Source organism: Bacillus sp. ISL-75 (assembly GCF_018613095.1).
Window position 1 is genome coordinate 119,398 of the sequence record NZ_JAGGQX010000038.1, and the last position, 21,367, is coordinate 140,764.

The 21,367-nt window shown below is 35.4% G+C and carries 17 protein-coding genes; 2 read left to right on the forward strand and 15 right to left on the reverse strand.

Annotated elements, in window-relative coordinates; genetic code table 11:
* Positions 1-548: 548 nt before the first annotated feature.
* Positions 549-818 (reverse strand): hypothetical protein, encoded by a 270-nt coding sequence (locus tag J7E63_RS16500; protein WP_215014358.1) that lies wholly within the window; start codon positions 816-818, stop codon positions 549-551.
* 416 nt (positions 819-1,234) lie between these two features.
* Between J7E63_RS16500 and J7E63_RS16505 the strand changes: the two genes are divergently transcribed.
* Positions 1,235-1,876, forward strand: coding sequence for a TetR/AcrR family transcriptional regulator (locus J7E63_RS16505; RefSeq protein ID WP_215014360.1), 642 nt, complete (start codon positions 1,235-1,237; stop codon positions 1,874-1,876).
* Between the two features lie 105 nt (positions 1,877-1,981).
* On the opposite strand, the gene solA (J7E63_RS16510) is transcribed toward J7E63_RS16505, so the two are convergent.
* From solA (J7E63_RS16510) to J7E63_RS16555, 10 genes are all read right to left on the reverse strand, one after another.
* Positions 1,982-3,142, reverse strand: coding sequence for an N-methyl-L-tryptophan oxidase (solA, locus tag J7E63_RS16510; RefSeq protein WP_308161969.1), 1,161 nt, complete (start codon positions 3,140-3,142; stop codon positions 1,982-1,984).
* A gap of 25 nt (positions 3,143-3,167) precedes the next feature.
* The gene (gene solA, locus J7E63_RS16515) at positions 3,168-4,304 is read right to left on the reverse strand and encodes an N-methyl-L-tryptophan oxidase (RefSeq protein WP_215014364.1); all 1,137 of its coding nucleotides are present in this window, start codon (positions 4,302-4,304) and stop codon (positions 3,168-3,170) included.
* A complete protein-coding gene (locus tag J7E63_RS16520) occupies positions 4,301-5,659 on the reverse strand; it encodes an MFS transporter (protein ID WP_215014366.1) in 1,359 nt (452 codons plus the stop codon). The genes solA (J7E63_RS16515) and J7E63_RS16520 overlap by 4 nt, the downstream gene beginning before the upstream one ends.
* 657 nt (positions 5,660-6,316) lie before the next feature.
* Complete coding sequence (locus J7E63_RS16525; protein ID WP_215014368.1) at positions 6,317-8,962, reverse strand: phospholipase D-like domain-containing protein; 2,646 nt, start codon at positions 8,960-8,962, stop codon at positions 6,317-6,319.
* The gene (locus J7E63_RS16530; RefSeq protein ID WP_215014370.1) at positions 8,949-10,490 is read right to left on the reverse strand and encodes a hypothetical protein; all 1,542 of its coding nucleotides are present in this window, start codon (positions 10,488-10,490) and stop codon (positions 8,949-8,951) included. Before J7E63_RS16530 ends, J7E63_RS16525 begins: the two co-directional genes overlap by 14 nt.
* Positions 10,491-10,802: 312 nt before the next feature.
* Entirely contained in the window at positions 10,803-11,651 is an 849-nt protein-coding gene (locus tag J7E63_RS16535; RefSeq protein WP_215014372.1) for a GIY-YIG nuclease family protein, read from the reverse strand.
* A gap of 541 nt (positions 11,652-12,192) precedes the next feature.
* Entirely contained in the window at positions 12,193-12,477 is a 285-nt protein-coding gene (locus tag J7E63_RS16540) for a hypothetical protein (protein ID WP_215014374.1), read from the reverse strand.
* Between the two features lie 222 nt (positions 12,478-12,699).
* A complete protein-coding gene (locus J7E63_RS16545; RefSeq protein ID WP_308161965.1) occupies positions 12,700-13,074 on the reverse strand; it encodes an AlbA family DNA-binding domain-containing protein in 375 nt (124 codons plus the stop codon).
* 274 nt (positions 13,075-13,348) lie between these two features.
* Positions 13,349-15,766, reverse strand: a complete 2,418-nt coding sequence (locus tag J7E63_RS16550; protein WP_215014376.1) for a DEAD/DEAH box helicase family protein — start codon at positions 15,764-15,766, stop codon at positions 13,349-13,351.
* Positions 15,759-16,085 carry a nucleoside triphosphate pyrophosphohydrolase gene (locus tag J7E63_RS16555; protein ID WP_215014378.1) on the reverse strand — a complete coding sequence of 109 codons (327 nt, stop codon included), beginning with the start codon at positions 16,083-16,085 and terminating at the stop codon, positions 15,759-15,761. Before J7E63_RS16555 ends, J7E63_RS16550 begins: the two co-directional genes overlap by 8 nt.
* 659 nt (positions 16,086-16,744) lie before the next feature.
* Here J7E63_RS16555 and J7E63_RS16560 point away from each other — a divergent pair.
* Entirely contained in the window at positions 16,745-17,044 is a 300-nt protein-coding gene (locus tag J7E63_RS16560) for a hypothetical protein (RefSeq protein WP_215014380.1), read from the forward strand.
* A gap of 346 nt (positions 17,045-17,390) precedes the next feature.
* On the opposite strand, the gene J7E63_RS16565 is transcribed toward J7E63_RS16560, so the two are convergent.
* The 4 genes from J7E63_RS16565 to J7E63_RS16580 form a co-directional block, all read right to left on the reverse strand.
* Positions 17,391-18,575, reverse strand: a complete 1,185-nt coding sequence (locus tag J7E63_RS16565) for a GmrSD restriction endonuclease domain-containing protein (RefSeq protein ID WP_215014382.1) — start codon at positions 18,573-18,575, stop codon at positions 17,391-17,393.
* 12 nt (positions 18,576-18,587) lie between these two features.
* Positions 18,588-18,791, reverse strand: coding sequence for a hypothetical protein (locus J7E63_RS16570; RefSeq protein WP_215014384.1), 204 nt, complete (start codon positions 18,789-18,791; stop codon positions 18,588-18,590).
* 313 nt (positions 18,792-19,104) lie between these two features.
* On the reverse strand, positions 19,105-19,326 hold the full coding sequence (locus J7E63_RS16575; protein WP_215014386.1) for a YdbC family protein: 222 nt from the start codon (positions 19,324-19,326) through the stop codon (positions 19,105-19,107).
* Between the two features lie 642 nt (positions 19,327-19,968).
* Positions 19,969-20,928: a restriction endonuclease gene (locus J7E63_RS16580; protein WP_215014388.1), complete on the reverse strand. Its 960-nt coding sequence runs from the start codon at positions 20,926-20,928 to the stop codon at positions 19,969-19,971.
* Positions 20,929-21,367 lie beyond the last annotated feature (439 nt).

The window sequence follows — 21,367 nt, forward strand, 5'->3', positions numbered from 1 at the left end:
TACACTATATTTACTATTAATACATAATTTACCGTGATTTCCCTCCGTTGTCAATATTTTTTGAATATTTTGTACATTAAAATTTTAATTATGAATGGTTTCCCGCTCATTATTTTACGAACTTCTGACATCGCGGTGTTTTATTTTTAGGAGATGACAAATGGCCTCCATCGTTTGATGATTAGCAGAGAGGTAAATCTCGTGTTTGCTTGATTGCGGCTTCATTTTGCGCATCTGATCATTATCTACCAAGAAAACAGAAGAAATCGCTTCTATTTTTGAAAGCTCTTCGAAACACTCTGCCGTATTGATTCGATTTCCCGCAAATACGTTTCGTTCAGGTATGATGGCGATAGCACCAACTTTAATGCCAGGTAATTGGTCAATTAACAGATCAATTGGGTTATTTTTTTGATTTAAATGACAGTATGGTTAAGATTAAACCAGCAAAACCAATCGCAAACAAATTCATTTATTGTTCCTTCCCTGGTTATATCTCCTCTTTTAACAAAACCAACTATTTTAAGATGATTTTGAAAATACTTGGATCAGTTAAGTTTCCCCTGAAATTGGTCATAGTTTTTCATCTCATCGATTGTCTCTTCTATTTCCCTGATAAAATGATCAAATAGTTGAGGATTCTCTGATTCATTAAAGTTTTGTTTATCGATGGAATTAAGTAAAGCAATTATCCCTTTAAACTTTAAATCATCAAAAAATGGGATTCGGCTTTCCCCGATAATTTCCCCTTTTACTTCAAGCTTCCCTTTGCCATTCTCCAACTTAAATGTGACTTTTTGCGTATTTTCAATATCCAATTATAGTCCTCCAATAAAATATAAGTTTATTTCTTATTTATAATATTATAGTGCCATAAAGATATTAACTGGATTCAAAAATAGGAACAATAAAAATCCAGGATGGTCAAACTTTGTGCTTTTTCTCTCTTCGAAGAAATTAGTTGCCTTCACGATGCCCGGCTCTGGAACTTCTAACAATTTTCACCTATCGACTTCCGTTTTTTCCTTGGATATGATTCAATTAAAATATATGCCATTATTTTCATCTCCTTGGTCGGAAATAGTATTTAGAGGTTTTGTGATAGTTACGATATTTTTACGATTTATGATGAAAAAGGTGGCCTTTTTTAAATTTGACCTTTTTGAGTGTACTAAAATACCCGTATATTTGGAGCCTCACGGTTTAATGCTTTGATGAGGAGTTGGTGAGAACATTGAATACTTTCAAAAAATTACCCAGCGAAAAACAACTTCATATTTTAGACTCCGCGGCCGAATGCTTCGCCGAAAAAGGATATTATGGAGCCAGTATTAAAGATATATGTCAAAAAGCCAATATTTCCAATGGCGCTTTATATAAATACTTTTCCAATAAAGAGGAAGTATTTTTAGCAGTATTGAATCAATGCCAAAATATTTTAGTGGAGCATTTATACCAGAAGTATACACATATTCATCACTCACTTCTTACTTCCGTTCGGGAGTATTTAGAGGAGATTGAAAACCTCCATTCCAAATACCCTAACTACATAAAAGTTTATGCGAATCTCGGCTCGAACAATATGGAAAAGTTCTCTCAAGAGTTACATGATGCTTTTATGGAGTCAGGCGCTTACATCCTTAACATGGTTTCAGAAGCAAAAGATAGAGGAGAAATTCATCCTACAGTTGATGAAAAAGTGCTGTCTTTTTTATTGGATAATCAATTTATCCTTTTCCTTTATTCATTAGTTTCAGATTACCACGAAAAGAGATTCCGTTCTTTTCTAAGAAAAGAAAAAAATGAAACTCTAACTAATCAAGAGAAAATCGACTTTATTTTGAACTCAGTCCAACTTTTCTTGAAAAACTCCTAATAGAAGGCAATGTTTTTATGGGTCATAGATTCATTTTTTACCAGTAAGACTAAAGAGCTTGTCGATCACTTAGGATCGACAAGCTCTTTTCAAACATCCAGCCTATTACAAGCTGGACTTTACTTTTAAAAATCTTGCTGGGTCCATAAAATTGATATCATAATGAGTTTCACCAGTTAGGACTAGTTCAGACGCAATCCTGCCCATGAGAGGGGCAAATTTAAACCCATGCCCTGAAAATCCACCCATTACGATTACATTTTTATTTCCTGGCAGAAATCCAACTAGGGGAGCATGATCTGGTGTATAGCCATCCATATAGGCGGCCACTCTTACCGGTTCAGGAATTAGATCTGGCAGGCAGCTTTTAACACCTTGAATCAGTTTTTCGATATCTTGAAGCGGCACATTCCGGTCCAAGGAATCGGGATTTATGACACGCCCATCACCTCGATCACTAACAGGTGCAATCTTCACCATGCTGCCATCCAATGAAGGCACTCCAAATAAATTAATTTCCTCCGAAAAAGGGACAAAGATAGGAAATCGCTCTGGCAGGAATTGATTTATCTTTTCTGATGTAAACCAAGTCAATAAAAGGCGGTTAACTTCAAAATTGTCTTTTAGGGCAGGCAGCAATTTATCTAACCAAGGTCCAGCTGTCACAATCACTTTTTCAAACTCATATGCCCTATCATCGACCATAACGGTTACACCGTTTGAATGAGGAATTATATTTTGGACGGTCGCTTTCCTTAGTATAGTGGTCCCTAATTCCTCAGCCCTTCTTGCTGCCGTTAGGACAGAGCGTTCTGGCCGTATAAATCCGGCCTGCTTATCTAGAATCATCACCTCTCCTTCGTTTAAAGGATGATAAGGATAATACACTTTCGCTTGTGCCGGCCCAATGATTTCGTGATCTAAGTCATAGGTACGAACACACTCCAAAATAGTTTTTATCGACTCATGCTGTTCGTTGCCAATCATTAGACCTCCATTCAAGTTAAGGAGATCCGTATTGGTGTCTTGTTCCAATTCGCGCCATTGTTGGCGGGAATCCATGAGGAGCGGAACATACTTGCTTCCTTCCAAATAGGCCGTCCTAAATGCTCTTGATTCTCCTCCTGCTGCAGAGCGATCATGTCCAAGATAAAACTGTTCAAATCCAATGACAGATGTAATTCCTTTTCGTGCCAGTTGCCACATGGCCATACTGCCCATTGTGCCAACCCCAATTACCGCTACTCTCGCATCCTTCAGTGGGATTCCTCCCTTCGAAAAGTTATTAAGCTTACATTTTTACTTTTAAAAATCTCTCTGGACGTAAGTGTGAAATATTAAAATTTGTCTTGCCTGTTTCGATGAGATCTAATCCGATTTTACCCATAACAGGCGCTAACTTAAATCCATGGCCAGAGTATCCTCCCATAATAAACGTCCGCTTAAACCCAGGAACCAATCCGACTACAGCGTGCTCATCCGTTGTATAGCCGTCCATGTGCACACTGATTCTGACTGGATCTGGTCTTAAGTCTGGCATATAGTTACGGACTGCCTGATTAATGTTGTTCAACTCAGAAAGAGCAACATCACGGTGTAAGTTGTCTGGATCTTCTACATCTCCAAAAGTATCAATGCTCCCTATCTTGACCATGGTTCCCTCTAATGTCGGAATCCCAAAAAAACTAATCTCTTCTGCCCATCTTCCAAATACAGGGAAAGCATTCGGCACATAATGATTCATTTTATCTGTTGGATACCACGTCATGACAATCTTTCGAGGAGTTAAATTCTCTTTTAATTCAGGAAATAGTTTAGTTGTCCAAGGTCCAGCTGTAACAATGACTTGATCAAAATCATATGGCACTCCATTAGCAACAACCCTAACCTTGCCTTCGAACTCTTCAATCTGCTCTACAGCAACATGGCGGTGAATGACGGCTCCAAGTGCTTCTGCTCTTTCTGCTGCTGCAAAGACAGCCAATTCGGGTCTCATAAAACCAGCTTCTTTATCAAGTACCATAATGTCATCTGGGTTAAGTTTGTGTTGGGGAAATCGCACGTTTGCACTAGCTGCATCTAACACCTCATGACTGATATCAAAATCATGGGTACTTTTGATGACGTTTTTCATTTTGTAGGAATCTTTCGGCCCGATCATAAGTCCGCCGTTTAGAGTCAATAAATTGTATCCAGTTTCAGCCTCTAAATCACCCCATAAAACCCGTGATTCTTTCAGCAATGGAACATATTCAGCCCCCTCCATATACGCTGTCCGGAACATACGAGACTCGCCTCCGGCAGCTGAACGATCATGGGCGATTCCGAATTGTTCAAATCCCACCGCCTCTATACCTTTCTTTGCTAATTGCCAGAGTGTCATACTGCCAATTGATCCTACCCCAATGACTGCGACTCTTTTTTTCATCTAGCCTTTTCCTCCCTCAAGTTAACGTTATACAGTGGTGTTGCCACGTTTGAAGCCTCCACAAGTGAAATATTCCTAGTTTCTGGAGCCCACTTAATTGAAATGAATGCAGCAAGCAATAAAATTCCAGCTAAAATTCCCATTGTTATATTAATACCAAGGACATCTAAACTGATCGGTAAAAGAAAAGTTCCTACAGCTGCCCCGATCCGACTGATCATGGTGGCAAATCCTACTCCCGTTGAACGAATGTGAGTAGGAAAAATCTCACTTGGATAGACGGTTTGCAAATTGCCAGATCCAGAAGCAGCGAATACGTAAATGGCAAAACATCCCACAACGATAAATGAGGATGGATTTGGAATAATGGCAAGCAATGCAATTGAAATAGCGAGGATAAAGAAAGAGTAAATGGCAAAGCTTCTGCGTGAGATTTTATCCATAATCACTACCCCTACCACTGCCCCGGCCAATTGAAAGAGATTGGATATTAGGGTACTGAAAAACCCGTCCTCCATATTAAGGCTCGTGAAAACAATGGGTGTAAAAGTCATCATTCCGAAATAAGGCAAGACATGCAGGCCCCAAAATAAACCAGCAAATGCCGTTCGTGTTCGATAGTTTCTATTAAATAACTCTTTGACATTTGTCTTCTTGTTTTCCTCAAGACGGAGGTCATCAATCCGGACATGTTTGCCAAAAAATTTGTCCACAACTGCTGTTGCTTCGTCAATTCTCCCTTTGCTCACGAGCCATCTAGGAGATTCTGGAGCTCCTAATCTCATGACAAATAAAAGGAAAGCTGGTACAGCACTACTTGCCAGCATCCAACGCCAAACCTCTTCTCCTCCAAACGATAGCATGGCATAACTGATAATGACAGAAAACACAAAGCCCACAGTCCACATAGCATTCAAACACGCTAGAACCGTGCCCCGCTGTTTTTTCGGAAGCAGCTCTGACAGCAGCGTCGCACCTGTCGCATATTCAGCGCTAATCATAATGCCCATCAATAACCGAAGAATGAACAATTGCTCTGGGGATGTAACGAAAAATTGTGGAATAGAAAGCACCACAAACAAAGCAATCGTTACTAGATAGATAGGTTTCCTTCCAATTTTATCAGTCAGCCATCCAAAGAAGAAACTTCCCAAGAATAAACCAATCAATGCAGAACTTCCAATTAACCCATACCATAAAGAGCTTAACTCCATTTGCGGACCTAACAATGTAAGAGCTATTCCGATAACACCTAAAATATAACCATCGCAAAATTTTCCGCCAGTCGTAAAGATGGCTGTCCTAATATGGGTTTTGCTTAACGGCAGATCGTCCATAGAAATTGTTCTCTCCACAAGAGTTCCCCCTTTATTCAATTTTTTGGCATCACGAACCAGCAGGCTAAGCTACGGATCATTGACAAGGAAATTAAATAAAACTAGATAGAATTCCTTTCCAATTGCACCCCTTCATCAAATATGATTCAATCGACCTAAGGATTCAGAAACTAACTTTTTTCTTTCATAATTAGAGAGTGAACGTTCACTCTTCTAAATAATAATAACAACATCGTAGTGTTAATTCAATAGTTAATTTTGAATAGTCTGAATATTCCTGATAGAAAATCTTTCATACCTCAAAATAACAGGTAAGGGTTTTAAACGCAATGTGCTCATGCATGTATTAACCGTACCATAATAGAATAATACTCTAAAAATCAATGATTAAAATGATACAAATTTGATTTAAAATCCCTTAATTTGCGTTTAGCTCCTAAATTGAAACATTTTCCAACACAAAAGGAAGTTTATATCAGACATCATTGAACTGGTAAATTTTAACTAAAAATATACTTTCTACTAAAATAAGGATACTGTTAACAGTATCCCTTATTTCAATCCTATGACTTTTGAGGACCTTCTCCTCGTTTAAGATTCCTTTCCCTTTTCGGGACACATTACATTTTTGATATAAATTTAGAACTTTTCATATTTCCCTTGGATGACACCATTTTATTTCTTTACCATTTCCTTAAAACCTTCAGCCAAAATACTTACTTCCCCCTTGATAGCCCCAGCTAGTAATTGCGATTTTGAGACATGCCGTTTTTCCTCTTTTCTAGGATCAAGGCCATTTCGATAAACATACTTTTTCCTCAGAATTCCCTTCTTCTGGTTGAAATACAATACCAGGCGCCTTAGGTTTGATTTAGGATTGTTATTTTTCCAGATAATATAAAAGGAAGTTTGTTTCTCCCATTCATCCACGGTCACCATCGAATAAAGTAAATGTAGCTGTAAAATATTGAAATCATAACTAAAGGGCTTTAAATCTAAATCAGAATATACTCTTGGTTCGTGGATTGTTGGCAAATGGTCTTTATCAATGCCATTGAACTGTGTAAGCTTTTTAATTAATTGATCATATGTAATAAATGGAAAGCGTTCCTCTAGTGTTTTCTCAATCTCTTCACCTGTAACATTGAAATTTAACTTCTTTAGATGATTTAAAATTAAGTCTGTATAGACAGCATAGGAATTCCGAATCGGTTGTATTTGTTGGTGAACATGTTTTAAATGTAAGCCTAATTTTATTTTCACTCCCCGAACGAAATGAAAATTATCTTCCTCCCTAAGGAGGTAATCCTTCATAAAAATAGTTGCTAAAGATTGTACTAGTAAAAATTGCATATCATCTCTATTTGGATCTAAAAGTTGGTGATCGCTGTAGTTTTCAATCGCTTTGAGAATTTGATAAAATTCATCGACCATTTGGTCCTTTGTGTATAGTTCACTTCCTAATCTTTCGTAAAGCTTAAACAAAAATCCACTGTAAATGGTCATATTTTTAATAAAAGCATCACTATCAATTTTCGCTAAATAGGAAGGGGATAACATGCCTTGATGGAGCTTTTTCGTAAATCGATACATTCTCCAGATCAGCTGCTCTTTTAAATCAACCGTTAGCTCCTGCTTGGTAGGTGCTTCTTTCTGATGACTGCTTCCTGAGCCACTTGTGATTTCAAGTGAAGCAGTCGCATCATGATAAAATGGCCTGAGCAATGTATTGATGAGATTCCCTAACACATCTATACCAACAGCGGAGCCATACTTTAGTTCCTCTAAACTCTCACCAATGTAATAATCCTCGAGGTTTCCACTTATATTTTCATCATTACCCGCCGTGACTTCCACCTGTTGGTGAATGGAAGAGGCTTGGTTCCTTCCATATCTCTTTTCCTCCATATCTTCCTCAGTTAGGATCAGGCGATGATGTAAATCTTCCAGCAAATTTACCATATTGTGATAATCCTCAAGATACGGATCCTCTTTAAGGCCTTCATAGGGGAGTTTCTTCAAATTTTCAAAATTGTGCCGTAAGGTCTCCACATGATGAAACCATCCAAAGAAGGTGTAAGTCTCACCATTTGATAAACATTCCATCTGCATGATGGTAGAGTTATTGTAAACAACATCGTTAAATTCAAAAATCCATAAGGTGGAGTCAAATTCCTTAATAATTCCTTTTTCTCCCCTAATAAGAAGGTCATCAATATAAATCGAGGATTGAACCCTAACGGTTATCTTTCCCTGTTCAATTAACCCTTCGACAAAACGAATCGGGGAAATCTGCTTTGAACCAGTCTCATCTTGGTCGATTACCTCAAATGTTTCTGGAATGAGATGTTTAACATCGATACTATCTTTAAAAAACGAATCAAACGTCCCTTTTGGCCCTTTTTCAACCACAACCGCTTCACAATTTCCTCCTTGAAGAAAGGATTGTAGAAAAGCTTGATGACTACAATTGGCACTTCCGTAAACAATGACTTCTTCAACTTCCCCAACAAAGCGAACCACTTTTCCATGATACCGCCTACTTGCATCTTGTATAAAAATGGCTTCATAAAGTGAGAAACTACTGCCCAGTAAACGTTCACTCGGAAAATTTGTTGTCCCATTTTGCAAATAAACGTTAATGTCACTTTTTGCGAAGTCTCTTCTCCATTTTTCCAATACAGTCAATGTACGGTCAAAATATGGGACAAAGCATTCGATCAATTGTATATTCTCGGGTAAAATTCCTTTTAGTTGTTCTTCCAGTGGCTGAGAATAGTTCGAGATGATTTGTTTCATTCGATTGTCAGCAATGGGATGAAAAAGATAGGAAAAGTCCCGAACAATGTTAAAAATAGTATTCCAAAGCCTATTTTCCTTTTCCCCATGAAAAGCTTGAAAGAGTCGAAACGCTTCCTGAATTGCTCCGATATGGTGTGTATCTTCCTTTTCTTCATCATACGAAAAAACATTGAAGACCTCGTGATTGGTTAAAAAGCCGGCCGGCGTCAGATTTCCGCTCCCAATCATAACCTTTGCCTTCTTTTCCCCAAGCAAAAGATAAATCTTTGGATGAAAAGCCAGATCTGTTTGTATTCCTTTTACAATATAATGCTTACCGAGTTCCTTAATATTGGGTTTAATAACCGCCTCCTGCAGGCTCTTTCCATCAATAAACATTCCTATATAGGTACAATTTTGATTAGTTAGAAAACGTAAGATCATCTTCTCAAAGAAGACAAGATCAGTCGAAAAGGAGGTAAGTAATGCTACTTTATAGCTTGAATCATTTATTTCGTCTAAAAGATTAATTTTTTCCACTTAGCTTCACCTGGCCTAAAGAAGTGATCATAAATGATCCCTTTATTCCTTTAATTAATTGTAAATCCTCTAAAATGGATAGCCCTTGATTAACTCGAAACGCATTAAAAGCAGGATGATCGTCATTGATAAAATACAGTTTTCCATCATTCTCAACAAAATGGTAGGTTTCGTTTTTAGTAGTAATCACTTTATTAAGGGCGACCTTCTGGTGCTGATCGAGAATAAAATAATTCATGATATACGATAAAAATTCTTCAATCGTTTGATCATAATAATCTTCAACAAATACAAACCATGTTTTAAAGGAGATACTGTCTCTTCCCCCCATTGTCAGGAGGTTTTTATGAAGGTCGGTAAAATCCTGCCGATCCTTAAAGCGGCAATATACCTCCAACATCACTAGAATCGGACTCCAAACATGTGAAATAAGATTCTTTTCATCAGAACCCATTAAATTTATATAGTTGTTGCGATCTTTCTGTTGGAGATCGAGCGATTCAACTATGCTTTTTATACTTTGGTTTAAATTAAAATCCAAAGCGCTTAATTCCTCTAAAACATGGGATATTAATTCAGGAGTCGTGTAAATTCTTCTGGACATTTTATCTAGTAAAAATGACCATATAGCATCCAGACTATAGGTAATTAACTGTCGGGCTTGATAAATTTCCCAGCCAATGGCAACAACCTGCAGCTCCTTAGAAACTTTTATTGTGCCAGTAAAATATCCATCATACATAAGGTTTTGCCATACTTGAAAAGAAAATGGTTTCGCTGCCTTTTGTTGAATTATGCTCATGTAGTAAAGGAGAGAGTTCCTTCGAAGTTTTCCCCTTTCTCCACTTGGATTTTTCGGCATAAAAATATCCGTTAATAACGGTAAGTCCAATGCGTTAGTATGCAAGCTTGATAATCCTCCAAACTGGCCATAATCAATTAAAACTTCCCGAGGGACAGGGTTATTGGAATGACGATATTTTTGATAATAGACAGTTCCGTCTATCGATTTCTCATAAGCCTCCGCTAGTTCTTTTCCTAACGAAGTAAGGCGATCAATTTGTACCCCTTTTTCAATGTTACCTTCTCGCGTCAGTCCAACTATTTTTAAAACATTCCGATATGTACCGTAGCCCCCAAACGAATCTTTTACATAATCGAAAACAGGTAGAAATACTGTCTGCTCACTGTTCCACTCTGCGCTCCCCTTCGTACTTCCAATGAGTCCGCTTGTAGTCATATTATTTTTTACCGACCAGCCAATATTGGCTAAGATGTAATACCATTCCTGTTTTTTTAAGTATTGTTTAAATTCTTTCATTGATTTTTGCTCTGGGCCATTTTGAATAAAATCATGAATTACCCAAGAATAAAAAGACCAATACCTCGCCCGTGATGTGATACTTGTAATTCCAGCCTGTAGAGTATCTGCAATAGAAATCCCTACAAAACGAATTCCCAGATGATCCTCCCCATTAATAGTCTTAATATCAGAGGTTGTCCAGCCTGGACCTTGCACCATTTGCATAAAGGTACCTCCATAAAATTATGTATATCTCTAGGATACAACAAAACAGGAACTTCTTACTAACAAAAAAAGAGCCTGAGCCCCTTGATACAACAAGGTTCCAGTCCCTATAGATTTTTGTCTCTGATAGTTAAATAAAATTAGCTATTATTACTACCATTAAACTTTCAATTTATTATCTTGTATTCTTCATTAGTGGAAGTGGTATCGAGTAAAACATTAACAATAATTATCCCATAAAAATCCAGGATCTTACTGGTGTCAATGGTACTAGTTTTAGCTTTACCAAGTTCTGTAATGTAGTATCGTTATTTACCCCTGCCTTTTTAACTTATCAAGTGTAATCCCGTTAATATCCTTCCATTCCGTCCACCCGTTTGCTCTTCTAGCAAGAACCGCACCTGCAGCTGCACTTGGGGAATTAAATATATAATTTTCCGTAAATTTTAAAACATTTTCTTGTCGGACTAAGACACCTTTTTCAACTAAGTCATTTCTCATGTTTTCGATCCAGCTTCCTGCGGTCGGGGACTCCACAAGATTACAAAGGGAATCTTTTAGTACAACAAATCCTTCATTTGTATATTCACCTTGAGCTATTGCATCTTTACCTTTGCAATAAAAAATTTCCTTCGATTCCTCACTAACCAATTTCTCAAAAATAGGGAAACCTAGGGCAGATAATAGAGTTTTAATTGTTTCAAAGTTGTCCATTAAATCTGCTATCATTGGTTCAGGTAAAGAGGATTGGGTAGGACTATTCCCATTTTCTAATTTGTAGCGCCCAATGGCTAATGCTTCCTGATAACAAAAAGATTCTAAATATTTTACATGAGCCTTTGTAAAACTTCCTGTTTTTGAGATGGCTACTATCGCCACATTCCAAAAATCTTTATTAGTGTCTCTGTTATGTTGTTTTAAACGCTCGTAACAATTCTCAGCTTCGCCGATGTAAACGCTAGTCTTTCCGTCTGTATCAGACTTTCCAAATAAAAAATACACACCTACATTCTTTACTTCTTCCCTTTGGCCAATCTCATTTAATTTATTTCTGGGAATTAGAATTAATTGAACAATTCTAGTTGTTATTTCTGTAATTTTAATACTTGTTGGAGAGCCATCTGGCATATAAATTTGAATAGTTTTACCAATTAGTCCCATAAAACAGCCCCTCTTACATACAATAATACAATAACTAGTTCTGCAACCTTAATTTACTATGATAACAAAAATCCCCCTAGGACCATAAGATTTATCAGAAAATTCCAGCTAAATCGATTTCATCTCTATCGGGCTGAGGTCTTGCATGACTTCTACTGAAATTAACCTGTTCTCGTGATTGAAGACTAACGGTTTGATTGCATTGTTCATTAAAGTACCTCAAAAGGAAGTTGGCCTAGTCGAATAGAAGAACAGTACGCCAATGTTCGATTCTGTTTTTTTCTACCAGGGACAGAGAATTTTAAGAGCCATTTCTTCTTTTAATTTAACATACACAACTCTTCCTCATCAAAACAATTCACACAGGTGACTTGGGTAAACGAACTCGTCAGAAACAAAAACAGACATATATTCTTGACCATTTCTATCTGTCCATTTTTTATTTTTACCATATTGCTTTAAGCTTTATAATGCAAAAAAATTATTTTTGATATTTTTTAAATACATTCTTTTTAGAGTAACCAAACTTTTGTTTTACTTTCTATAAAAAGTCACCTTTCGCAATGATAGTTGCTTCTTCACACACGGAAATATATTTATTGTCTGTCGTATCAAATGCAATCAACTCGAACATGAATTTTTCATCCGTTATCCCATATTCATCTAAACCCAACCTTAAGCAATCAGTTGAACTAAAGCCCAAACATAGATAACCATTTAGTTCTCGTTTTGGAGGTACTTCTAGTGTGAAATCAGCACCAATAACCTTATTAAACCCATACAAAATGTGCTGTGAAATACAATCCCCTTCCCTTTTAACTAACAAACCTCCCTTAAGGAGGGTAATTGGATTGTTTGACAAGTTTCTAAATGAAACATGTAAGGATGCTACACTTTCACGATCATTAGTTGCGTATAAACATTTATCTAATATTTTTATTTCTAATCTATTACTCTCTAAATAAAATCGATCGAAATCACTTCTTCTTGCTACAGATTGTTGAGATCCTTTTCTAACTAAACAAAAGCCTTCATTCAGTGGGCCGTTTTACTTTTTAATCATATATGGTCTGTCCATAGTATTTTGTATTTCTATAACCCCAATAATTTTATCCTGATAATTAAGATAGTAAATATTCATATCGATATCAGGTTCAATATTATTAAGGATAAACTCTTGGTATGTAGATGGATCAACTTGGTCATTTTTATTAATCCCTTCAATACTTCTTCCTTCTATAAGGTCATCCTTAACGCCCATTATTATAAATTTACTACCTTGATGTTGTGAATTAGCCATGGCCATTATATCTTTAAGTAAATCAGTAGCGCCTTTAGCAGGATAATGCTTTGCTTTAAAATCTATGTACTCACACTCATATCCACTTTCGATTAGGTTGATTACGATATTGTGATTTTTCACTTTGTGCTCTCCTAGTTTGTTTATTAGTATAATTTTACCAACACTTAAACTCTGTTGTCGAATATATTCTCTGTGTTAAATCAATAATAGCTAACAAGCATAAACTTTAACGTTCTTGTGAACATTAGAGTATTCTGTGAACCTGATTTAGAAAGCTTAGATGATATTAGCGTCGTAACATTTGCAAATGTAGTAGTAAAATAAAGCACAAAGCCCTATCAAATGTGAAGTGACCCCTTAGGTTGGACTATTACTCCAACTTAAAGGGGTCACTTCAGTTTTGAGGATTTTTAGCTTTCCGTTCAAAATGATAATGCAGCCGGTATTCACAAATTTCTTTTGTCCAGTTAAATAAAATTTCCTCATCTACCTTAGCTACATCAAAATTTAACCGAAAAACGTTATTTTCAAAGGATGTTAGCCCCTTATTCCACATTGTCATTGGCATCGTAGCAATCAATTTACTTACTTTTTGTTCATTATAATCCCAAAGTTTTACGGAAGACTTATCGGAAAAATCAATTCTTTTCCGATGCTCTTTCTCCATCAGATAGTTATGAAAAAATGGTGCAGCCTCGTTTGGAGTAATCGGATCAAACCAATTGGAAGGCCCGCGCACTAGCATGGCAAGTAAGACAACCATTTTATAGCTTTTACTCATTCCTGTTTTCTCAACTTCAACAAACCAATTCTCATATCGATTAAATACATCCACTTCCTCAGAAGTTAATTCTTCCGCCCATTTCAAAAATCCAAAATACGTTTTAAATTCCTGTCTGTATTGAGGAGAATCAGATGCACCCTTTAAATGTAATTCCAAATATGATGGCCTTCTTCCTAGCTCTCTTTTTAAATCCATATAATCATTGAACAACTTCTCTTTGCGCGGCTGCCGTTTCCGGGACATTTCTTGAAGTAGGTTAATTACATTTACATCTAAATTTAATTCACAGTAAATTGGCAATGTAGGTTCAATGATTCTAGTTTTTCCTTCGCTTGGTTGTGTATCAAATAGACTTAACTTTATATCCGCATTTCGATAATTACCGATTAAGTCAATAATGACACACGTTTCTTTACCAGGATGTAAACGGAGTCCGCGTCCTATTTGTTGGGTAAAAACAGTTAAGGATTCAGTGGGTCTGACGAATAAAAGAGTATCGACTGCAGGGATATCAACCCCTTCATTAAACAGGTCCACAGTAAAAATAATATCAATTTCACCTTTTGTAAGTTGTGAAATAGCTTTAGTTCTGCTCACACCAATTTGCTGCGAATGAAGGCTAACGGTTCGATAACCATGATGATTAAAGTAATGGGATAAAAAGTCAGCTTGTCTAATAGAGGAACAAAAGCCTAAAGTTCTCGTCTGTTTTTTATTTTCCCAGGCCCGAAGTACTTTAAGAGCTAACTCCTCTCGCAACTGGGCTTGGAGTAATTCTTCTTCATCATAGCGGTTACCCAGCCACGTTATTTGACTATAATCCGTATCATCATAAACACCAAAATATTGGAAAGGCGCTAACCATTTCCGATTAATCGCATCTAAGAAATCTAAACGAAAAGCGACGTTCCCATCACATATCGCATAAACATCTTTATTATCATTTCGATCCGGGGTAGCCGTAATTCCCAACAGGAAGCGTGGTTGAAAATAATCAAGAACCCGTTGATAGGAGTCAGCTGCAGCATGATGGAATTCATCAATGATAATTAAATCAAACTCATCTGGCTGAAAGATCTCCAAATGCCTTTTCAGACTTAATGTAAAGATGGAGGCAAAGATGGCATCGGCATCGCTTTCTTTCGACTTCCCATTATAGATACCAAATTTACTTTCGGGCATAATTTTCTTAAAAGAATCTCTAGCCTGATATAGAATTTCTTCACGGTGGGCAATAAAAAGAATCTTATTAAAATTTTGTGCAAAGAATCCAGCTAAATAGGTTTTCCCTAACCCCGTGGCCATCACTACAAGTGCCTTATTATACTCTTCATCAAGAGTTTTGTTTAACTCTTCAAGTGCCTCTATTTGAGCAAATCTAGGCTGCATTTCACCATAAGTAACCGGGGAATCCAAAATAACCTCTGGCTGTACAGCTATCTCTTTCTCTACTGGCAGCATTAAATCTAATTCTTCAAGCTCCGTCCATTTTTGAACTAAATTCGGATGTTTCTGTTGGTATTCCTCATAGCTTTTTCGATATTCTTCTAAGGTTTCTTTATTTAATGGCACGGTTTGATCGGAGTAGTAAACTTTAAGAAACTCCGATTGCGCATCATCAAAAACTTGCTGCTCATCACTAACCAAAAGGTTCCATTCCACACCATTATGTAAAGCCGAATTTGATAAGTTAGATGAACCAATAAACAAAACATCATGTTCATTGGATTGAAATAGATACGCTTTTGGATGAAAAGAAACACCATTACTTTTCCAAATTCTAATCTTAATACTTTCATCAATTGATGAAAGTTCTTCCAATGCCTTTGGTTGAGTAATGTATAAATAATCTCCGGTACAGATCTTAATGTCAGTACCGTTATCCGCAGCCTTTTTTAATGCCTCCCTTAAGTAATCTACCCCAGACTTCATAACAAAGGATGCTAAAATACATATGGTGTTAGCACCTTCTAGCTTTTCTATTAGATGATTGCCAAGGTTTTTGGTGATCAGTTGAACCTTACTCATCTTCAACCTTAATTAAGAAAATTTTTTCCTTAAAACCACCGCGCTTTTCAGCCTTTTTTTGACGGACAACTTCTAACTCTTCAAAAGTTATACCATGACACTCTGCTAAGGCATGGATGATTTCCAATAAATCAGCGAGCTCCTCAATCGAATCTTTATCATTTTCAGCATTTAAGTATTCGTCAAGTTCTTCTTTGCTCTTATTTTTAAGTTCTTTTATGTATTCTTGAATGTCTAATGTTCTTGTGGAAAACTGTTTTCCGGTACTTTCGATTAATTCTGGTATACGGTCTCGGACTAATTTGTTGTAAATTGGCATTTAATGCTACCCCCAATTTCGAAATATAATTTTATTATATCGAATCATTGAAAAGATTGGGAAATTAATCGGAAACTATTTACAAAAAACTCAAAATAAGTTTTATTTTTCAAAATTACGTACACTGTGTTCAATTCTCATTTAAGTTGACTATGTGTTACTTGTTAAATTGATTAAAAATTTATTCAATATCAAATTTTTTGAAATTATCCACAGTATCTTTTTCTCTATGATATATAGATAAAAATCCCCTTCCGCAAAATTAAAAGCGTAAGAGGACAAACAGTTTCCGGCAACTATCAAAACAATTTACCCGCCAGCCTTTAACAGTTTTGCAACGATACTGGATTGAAACTGTGTTATTTAACGGATTAATCACCGGCAACAATCAGCTTGTCAATCATCGTCAAACCCTAATTAAGGTAAGATCGTTGGCAGGACTGCGAGGAATCGAACCCACCATACCTGGCATGTAGGTCTCAAGCAGTTTTGAAGTTAGAGGGAAGTTATCTTTTTTGGTTACGTTTGGTCTTATCTAATAGGGTAAAATTTTGATATTACTCGCTTTTTAACAAATGAAATAACATTTAATTTTATCTTGAACTAAATAAAAACATCTAGTCTGTGACCAAGATGTGACCAAAAGAGGAGCATAAAAAATGGCTGAAATGACAAAAGACGAAATAGAATATTTAAAGGCTTATGCAAAAGAAAAAGAAGATTTAATGAGATTCTTTACAGGCATGGCAAAAATTTTATCCTGCAACTATTATTTAAATTCTAAAAAAATAGCAGTAGAAAAAGCTAAAGAACAAGACATAATAAATCAAAATTATTTATGCTATTTGCAAGGGTTCAATGACGCTTTAGAAACTGCATCTAATCAAATTGGTATTAGCATAGAAGAATTATTTAACTTTTTCGTTTTAATGGACAAGTACGAAAGAATTAAAAAATAGCAATAATGTTCAGCTAATTGAATTACAAAATAAATAATCATTATAAATTGGGGACAACAATAAATAAATTGTCCCCAATTTTCTATTAATACTCAAAAACAAAATGGTTTTGAGTATTACTATAGAGAACTTGAGGGTAGTTAACACAAGTATGTTTATGAAACTATATGTATTTTATAAACTAAAACAGCGTTTAGTTGTTTATTTTTATGCGAACATGTTCATTCTTGCTTTTTCTACTAACGAGGCATGTTATTTGAATAAGATAAATGTAATACTTAGAAAAAAAGGCGATTTACCTCCTTTTTTCTAAGTTAATTCTTTATTAGGTCAACCTCGTGTGGAATTATGATAAGTTAAATAAATTCAAACCCTGAGTATCATTTCCTTTTACCCTATTACAATATCTATGAGTAATTTGTGCGTTTTCTTTTATTGTTTCTCCACCTTCAGAATAAGGTACTATATGGTCAACCTCAGCATCCTCTATTAACAAAATTTGTTGTTTGCAAATTTTACAAGTAGGATCATTATCAAAAAGTTCCTTTTTTAAGGAAAACGGAAAGACCCTACTATCCCTCCTAGTATTTCCTATTATTTCTCTGAGTGTGCTGTACCATATTTCAAACCTCTTGGTCATTTGATCCTTATCACTTGTTTTTATTTCAATCGAATTAATAAACTCATCATTATAGGACATTAACCTAATCATAGCTTCTCTTATTTCATCCGCTTTAGGAACTACCTGAGATTTTTCAAAATTAACAAAACCACACATTTGAATATCAAACAATGCCATATTAATTCTTGTTGCCCATTCTCCGTTTTTATTACTTTTATTTCCAGGGATAAATCTCCTAAAAGCGTTATCTCCAAAAACTATACTAACTAATTCAATACACTTTTTAAATCTATCCTCGTACTCTTTCCGTTTTTCATTATTCATAAATTGATTATCACGTAATTCTTTATTACAAAATTGTTTAACACTTGGTTTATAATTAATATAGGTTTTTTCTGATAATGCAAAAAATCTTAATAACATACCTCTGTAAATCATTCTTTTTTTAAAATTGTCTTTCTTAACTATTGAATGGAATGTGTCGTTATTTTCAAGTCTTGCCAATAAATTAATATAATCACCTCTGTAAATAGTATTTCTTATTTCATCCTCATTAAGTTTAATTGAGCCAGTATTAAGCCTTTCAAATATCTCAAATTTTATGTCCTCCTGTGATTCTTTCTTTATTATTATCGTATGTATTGTAGTTGTTTTAACCTTTGTTTGATATTGTCTTTCAAGTTCTGAGAATTTTTTTCTATTTTGTTCTTTTAATATTTGTAATCCCTTTAGTCTAAACTCTTGACCGTCTGGGAAAGAACCTTCTAAAAAAGAAATAAAAGATGTTAATCTTTGTTGTCCATCAATCACACTAAATGTTCCATCCTTTTCTTCTGCCAAATAAATTACAGGTATAGGAACATCCATCAAAATAGATTCAATTAGACGACTAGCTAATTTATCATCCATTACATATTTTCTTTAATAAAAAGGTTGAATTTCTAAATCACCATCTTCTTTCATTGATTGAAATTCTCTAATACTAAAGTCTTTTGCTTGCCAGACTATCTTACTCTCTGCTTCATCATTTGATGAGTCGTCTAAATTGTCCTCTAACTGATGAAAATAATCAGCCTCGTCATCTCTCACTTCTTCCTCATTTGTATTAACAGTGCTTATATCCATGCTAACTTCCTCCATTTTTAACTTATATTTATTTTTATTAAAACACAAAAATATATAAAAATACATAATATGTAAAACTGTGCCTATCCTGGGATGATTCATAAGAGGTGATTTGTGCCGCTAGTAGTACATTCTGGTGATTTTAAAGTCTGGTATTTAGGCCGTGTGGAAAACGGGGTTACTTTTTTGGTAATTACAATTAACTATAAAAAAAGTAACTCTTACCTTACATTAGCGGGGCAAGGGGAGTTACTTTTTTTTATTAAAGAATATTTTTACGAATTACTCCTAGTCTGATAATCCCTTTGACAGCCTATAATTCCATTTGATTCAATATTTTCTTTAATTGCAATAATTCTTCATTAGAAAGGGTAATTCCTTTTCCCATCTTTTCATGAGACGGATCCCAATCTCTTATATCAAATTTTGGTTCACGGTCATTCCAACTGATAAGATTGAGTTCCTTTTTCCACCCTTTTGCTCCTTCAGAAACTATCCCTAAATTTTCTTTTATTTCGAATTTCATGTTTGCCATTTAGAAACCGCCTCCATTACTATTATGTACTACACTCTTTACTCTACTATACTGGATCGACACAGGCTATTAAAGACAATAAAATTTAAGGAAACCTGCCTGAGTTATTATCCTTTTCGTTACCTATCAGCAGTTCTAACCATATAAAAAAATTAAATTCTTTTCCTGACTCGGTAAATTACATATTATTGCATAGTTAATCTTTTCTTGGCTTTTTCTGCAGCTTCGTATGGCGTGTTGGCGTACTCAATCACTGTTTTGTTTCCCAAACGGGCGTAAATCTTAATTCTGTTGCTTTTATGATCAACAAGGAAATAGATTCCATCCTCTTCATATGAAAAATCGGCTCCATCTGAAGTTTCATTCTTTTACTTCCCTCCAATACAAAATTAGACCATTTTTCTATCAAACTAAAAAGAGGAGAAGCACTCGCCATTCCTTTAAAAGGATATTATGTGATCTAGCGCTGTGGCATTGTTAATAACCTACGATGTCAAAGCGCACCCTTAAAGATAATCGTGATTATCTAACAAAAAGAGACCAACTTCTGTTGGTCCCTAAATCCTTTTTTAACTACCCTTTTCCGATACCTACTTAACTAACATTTCCCTCTTTCCCCCTGTATCACCCGCATTATCGTGTTTAATTTTCTTTACCCATAATATCTAGAAGACTTTGGTAACTGTCTACATCATGGTATTTAACCTTGTTTGTTGATATCTGGTTGAAAAGTCTCTTTGCACAAGCTATTTTTGCTTGTTCAATTGGCCGAAGATTCATGCTTTCCATTGTACCCTTTGTCTCAGCTATAAAATAAATATGTTTTACAGTACCTTCAATAAAAGCAATTGCCCAGTCAGGCGAATAGTTACCGACAGGAGTTGGAATAGAAAAGCCCTTTGGTAGTTTCGCATACACACAAACCTCTTGAGCAATATCCATATCCTCTGCAAATCGACGCTCTACACTCTTTTCTGCAGAGCCATCGGTAAAAACATAATCCTGAATGTGTTTTTTTGCCTGGAACGCTTTTGTAAAATCACTCAAACCTTGTTCAGTAGTAAAAATACTGCTGTCATACTGCTTTTCAATTTGGTCATAGGTAATATGCTCCACAATCGTTGTGGCCTTTTGTTCTTTAATCAGACGTATAGCTTTGGTAATAAACTCCTCCGGATTGTGTTTAAACATCGCAAATACTGGTTTTTGTATACCAGCTAAAATTGCCACAATTGTCCGACGAGTAAGGGTAGTACCATCTGCAATTTTACCAACCAAATCATATCTAATTTGGCTTGTTTCTGAGTGTCTCAAGCTTTCTGTCCTTGTCTTATCCTGATTAAAGCTATCGCCAAGAGCAACAGCATTCTCATTCAAATCTTTAGTTTGCTCACCGGTGGTAACCGCATATTGGAGTCGCGTAACAAACATTTTCTCGTTAATATTTTTAATAGCCTTTTGAATCATTTCAGCACTGTCAAATTCAACTGTGTAAGCATATTGGTGGTTAATATATCCCCATAAAGTTTGAAATTCCTTTTTGTAGAAATTATCATTGAGGGGATTTTCTTGAATCTTTGTCTTATTCCCATTGTCGATCATTTTATTCAGAACACTCTCATCAAATACGCTCTGAACTAAAATGTGTACAATTAATAACTTTAAAAAATTTTAGATTCTTTTACCCGGGTGTTTTTTTAATAAAATATAAATTTTATTAAGATAATTGGTTTTTTTAACGTAAGATTTTGGATTTTATAAAAATATACTTTATTGCTAATTAAATGTTCAAAATTCAAGAATAATACATATTTCTGAAACGGAAACATTCCTACTCAAATATTAGTAATGAAAAATGAACTGACACGTTGAATCAGATATATATATTTTGGTTTCTGATGTAAATTTTTTCTTCACAGACTTTTCGTTGAGGTAGATTGCCTCCAAATTATGTTTACGGCCTGAGGTATTTGCTCATACGAGGATTTTTTAGCCATTCAGTGGTCTTGGATGCTTTCTATTCAATATTTTCGTAAAAATC